Origin of the sequence: uncultured Clostridium sp. (genome assembly GCF_947036855.1) — a bacterium.
Taxonomy (GTDB): Bacteria; Bacillota; Clostridia; order Clostridiales; family Clostridiaceae; genus Sarcina.
Genome location: NZ_CAMQRY010000163.1, coordinates 1 through 4,695 on the forward strand (window position 1 = coordinate 1; position 4,695 = coordinate 4,695).

The window sequence follows — 4,695 nt, forward strand, 5'->3', positions numbered from 1 at the left end:
AAAAATTTTAGAGACAATATAGGTAAATAGTTTTAGAATAACAATATTCTAAGGCTATTTTTTTATATATTTATAGTTTTTTAGATTTTATATTGCTTATGGGAAATTTGAATATTATATGTATAAAGAAAATTATAAACAATATTTATTATTAAATAGTATAGAATGTTGATAAAGCTAATTTTATTCTGTATAATAAATATAAAGATAAAGTTTCTCATATAGGTATACTAAGACAATAGTTTTAGTAATTTTTTTAAAAGGATATTAGGCATATTACATACGCTTATTTATATATGAGAAAATACGGAAGAATGTTTAGTAAGAAAAGAGGGATATATACAATGGAAGATACAAAAATACTTCAAATGATTAGTAATAACCCAAGTGTTATTAAAACAATGAAAGATCCAACAGAGGAAATGAAACTTCTTGCTTTAAGCAGGAAAGGAAATTTAATTCAGTATATAGAAAATCCAACAATAGAGATGGAAAACACAGCTCTTGAAAATGATATTAATGCAATTAAATATATAGAAAATCCAACACAGAAGATGATGAAAAAAGCCATAAGTAAGGGGTGGAATTATCTTTCAGATATAAAAAATCCAACAGATTTTATTATTAGAGAAGCTATTAATGAGTCTGGTTGGGCTATTAAATATGTAAAAAATCCTAGCCTAGAGATTCAACTTTTAGCAATTAGAAAAAACTATGATGCTATAGAGTATATAGAAAATCCAGATGAGAGTGTTCAAATAGAAGCTGTGAAATATAGTTATGAGGCTCTTAGATATATTGATAAGCCTTGCATAAAGGCACAAGAAATAGCAGTAAAAGAAAATGATAAGGCTATTAGATTTATAAAAGGACTAAGTAAAGAGAATAAACTTGAATTTTTAAAGATAAATATTTTAGTTATAAATCATATAGCAAGTGAAGTTACAAAGGAAGATATAGAACCTATATTAAAGGAAGTTTTAGATGATGAAGCTACTACAGATAAATATATTAGAGATTTTATGAATTGCAGCGTTATAGATAAAAATAGTAGAGTTATAGGACTTGATAAAATGATGCTTATTTATAACTTTGGAAGTAGTAAAGCTAAGATGATAGCAGTAGATGAAAAATTAAAGACAGTATAGAAGAAAGACAAAAGGAGAATAGAGATGAATTTTATAGATACATTACAAAGTGCAAAATTAATACTTGAAACAGGGGAAGTACCATTAGTTGTAGGGGAAAGTGGTATAGGTAAAACTGCTCTTGCAAAAGAACTAGCAAAGAGTTGTGATTTAAGTCTTATAGTTATAGATGGTAATTTACTTAAAGAAGGAGAAATAGGTGGACTTCCAACTATTGATACTTATAGTTCTCATGATAAAAATGGAGCATCTATTGAAAAGAAAATGACTGTATATGCAGTTCATAGTAAGCTTAAAGAAATTGATGAAGAAATAGAAAATGGAAGAGAAGTTTTACTATTTATAGATGAGATAAATAGATGTGAACATACAGTACAGCAAGAACTTATGAATCTAATCTTAAATAGAGAAATTAATGGCTATAAACTGCATAATAGTGTGAAAATTCTTGGTGCAATGAACCCATCAGCTAAGTATGGTGGAGATTTTGATTATCAGGTTGTTGATATGGATGCAGCACAGGAAAATAGATTTGTATGGCTTAATATGGAAAGTGACCATCTTCAATGGGTTAAGTGGGCAATAGGAGCAGGGATAGAAGAGAAGGTTATAGAATTTATATCTACTTTCCCAGAATATTTAAATAAAATGAATGAAGATGATGTAAGAGCAACTCCAAGAAGTTATGAGAGAGTTTCAAAAACATATAAGATTTATAAAGAAAAAGCTGGAGATATTCCAAGAGAAATATTCTTAAATGTTATAAAAGGAAATGTAGGAAGACTGATAGCACAAGAGTTTATTAGTTTTGTAGAATCAAATAATACACCTTTAATATCTTATGATGACGTATTTTTAAGAGAAAGTTTAGATGATGAGTTTATAGAAAAAGTAAGCAAGCAAGGTCATACAAGATTATATCTATCAGCTATAAATATTATAAAAGTCTTAGAACTTACATTAAATAATGAAAATCAAGATAAACTTATAGGTAGATTTATAGAACTTTTAAAAGCCTATCCAGTTGATTTAATGATAGGTGTTATGAAAGATTTAAAAAGTAGCTATGATAAAGTATATAGTATTGCAATACAAAATGAAGAGTTTGTAGAACTATATTTTAATGCTTATAAAATGATAAGGGGATAGGTTATGAATAGTTATTTTGCTAGTGAGGTAAAAGATTTATACAAAAGAGCAGAAGAAATAGCTGATAAATATTTTGAAGATAGAAAATTGCTTAAAGATAATGCAGTTTTAGATGTATCAAGTAGATTTAAAATAGACTTCTTTAAACTTATAGATAAGGTTAGTTTTAGCCTTATGGAAGAAAAAGATAGTTTTTATGGATATTTTTTATTTAAGGTTTTAAGAGAAATTAAATTTGATATGAATAGTCAGACAGGAATAAACTTCAAAGGTTCTAAATATGTTTTTTACTTTAATCCTTTGATTTTTTTAAGACTTAATTTAAAACAGATGGAAACTTCAATAAAACAAGAGATAATGCACATAGTATCAAGACATCCAGCAAGGTCAAATCAGCTTAGAAATGAGCATATAAGTAAGTTTGCTATAAATATGGGGATGGATATAGTTGTAAATATGTATTTAGATAATCTTCCACCATATGCAACAACTCTTGAAGTGATTAATAATAAATTAGAATTAAATTTAGAACCATATGAAACATTAGAATATTATGCAGAGAATATACAGATTGCAGTAGATTTACTTGAAGAAGACGAAGATGAGGGGGAAGAAGTTGATACTGATGAAAGTCTTGTTGAAACTGATTTTAATCCAGAAAAAAATCATGATATATGGGATGATTCAGATAAGATAGATGAAAAAACTATATTAGAACTCACACAAAAATTAGTAGATGAATCTGCAAAAGGAACAGTACCAGCATATCTTGATAGGCTTATAAAAAGTCTTAAAAATACAAAAGGTGAAGTTCCATGGAATATATATCTACAAAAACTTATGGGAACAATTGAAAGTAGTAGAAAAAAAACTATAACAAGAAGAAATAGAAGACAGCCAAATAGACTAGATTTAAGAGGGGAACTTAGAAATCATAAAGCAAATATAGCAGTAGCTATTGATACAAGTGGAAGTATAAGTGATGAAGAATTTAGACAGGCTATAAAAGAAGTTTTAAACATTGTAAAAAATTATAACCATGAAATTACTATTATAGAATGTGATGATAGAATAAGAAAAACTTATAAAGTGAAATCTATAAAAGGCATAGAAGATAGGAATGAAGTGAGGGGAGCAACACTTTTCACACCAGTTATGGAATATGCTAATAAAAATAAAATTGATTTATTAATTTACTTTACAGATGGAAAAGGTGAAGATAGATTAAAAGTTATCCCAAGAGGGTATAAAGTTCTATGGATTATATCAGGCAGAGGGGACAAACTTTCATTAAAAGAAGAATATGGAACAGTAAAAAAATTATCTAGAGTTGAAGTAAAAGAAGATAACATAGATTTAAGAGATATAAAAATAGATGGTTACTCTATGAATAGCCAAGCACCGCTTATTTAAAGTAAATAGGCAGTTAAATAAAAACTAATAATATTATATAGAAAGAAGATTAAAGTTTTAAAGTTGAAGATATATTTAAGTTATCAATATTATAATTAATAAAACTAGAGATTTTAAATTTCTAGTTTTTTAATATTTTGAGGTAAAAATGTTATAATTAAGGAAATATTAGAGCAGAATTATATGAGATAAGAAAGTAGGGTGATATTATGGAGAATTATTTAGATTTTTTTGATGATGATATGGAAATAGGGAGAGTTTTTAATATATCTGGTGTATGTATTGAAGGTAAACACTATATGGTTAATATAAATAAGAAGCTTAAGGAAATAGTAAGACTTGTTCAGCTAGATAAATATTTTGTGATAAATAGACCAAGACAATATGGTAAAACTACTACACTTAATAAGCTTGAAAAAATATTAAAGAGTAGATATAAAGTTTTGAGTTTAGATTTTGAAATGATGTCTTCTAGGTTTAAATCAGAGGAAGTTTTTTGTATGGCTATGAGTGAAAAGCTTAGTGAGTGTATAGGGTATAAAGTGGAGGGAGTTAAACTGTTAACAGAACTTGCTGAAAAAATTTCGGATATTACAGATAAAGAATCAGTTGTATTGATGATTGATGAAGTTGATAAAATATCTAATGAAAGATTGTTTTTAGACTTCCTAGGGATTTTAAGATCATTGTTTTTAGCAAGGGCAATAGAGAAAAAATCAACATTTAAGTCAGTTATACTAGTTGGGGTTCATGATATTAAGCAGGCATTCCGAGTCTCTGATTTGGCTATGTTCGCTTATGCAGATTATCAAGATAATCTGTATTCCTTTAAATTTAGGGATGGAACAGATACTAGATATAATTCTCCTTGGAATATAGCTACAAACTTTGATGTTGATATGAGTTTTAATTTAAGTGAGATTGCAAGTATGCTTACTGAATATAATAATGATAATAAATTAAGTTTTGATATAGAGAAATTGAG

General features: G+C 27.1%; 3 protein-coding genes and 1 pseudogene. All 4 read left to right on the forward strand.

The features are described 5' to 3' along the window. Window positions 1–296 precede the first annotated feature (296 nt). The gene (locus Q0V15_RS11950; RefSeq protein WP_367173774.1) at window positions 297–1,148 is read left to right on the forward strand and encodes a hypothetical protein; all 852 of its coding nucleotides are present in this window, start codon (window positions 297–299) and stop codon (window positions 1,146–1,148) included. A gap of 24 nt (window positions 1,149–1,172) precedes the next feature. After that, window positions 1,173–2,297: an ATP-binding protein gene (locus Q0V15_RS11955; protein WP_297439308.1), complete on the forward strand. Its 1,125-nt coding sequence runs from the start codon at window positions 1,173–1,175 to the stop codon at window positions 2,295–2,297. Between the two features lie 3 nt (window positions 2,298–2,300). Next, window positions 2,301–3,710, forward strand: a complete 1,410-nt coding sequence (locus Q0V15_RS11960; RefSeq protein WP_297439310.1) for a VWA-like domain-containing protein — start codon at window positions 2,301–2,303, stop codon at window positions 3,708–3,710. Between the two features lie 209 nt (window positions 3,711–3,919). Continuing rightward, window positions 3,920–4,695 (forward strand): annotated as a pseudogene (locus Q0V15_RS11965) (AAA family ATPase); the annotation flags it as partial.

Excerpts from the sequence above, each read along its gene's own strand:
- Q0V15_RS11950 (WP_367173774.1), top strand. The coding sequence starts at position 297 with ATGAGAAAATACGGAAGAATGTTTAGTAAGAAAAGAGGGATATATACA.
- Q0V15_RS11955 (WP_297439308.1), top strand. The coding sequence starts at position 1,173 with ATGAATTTTATAGATACATTACAAAGTGCAAAATTAATACTTGAAACA.
- Q0V15_RS11960 (WP_297439310.1), top strand. The coding sequence starts at position 2,301 with ATGAATAGTTATTTTGCTAGTGAGGTAAAAGATTTATACAAAAGAGCA.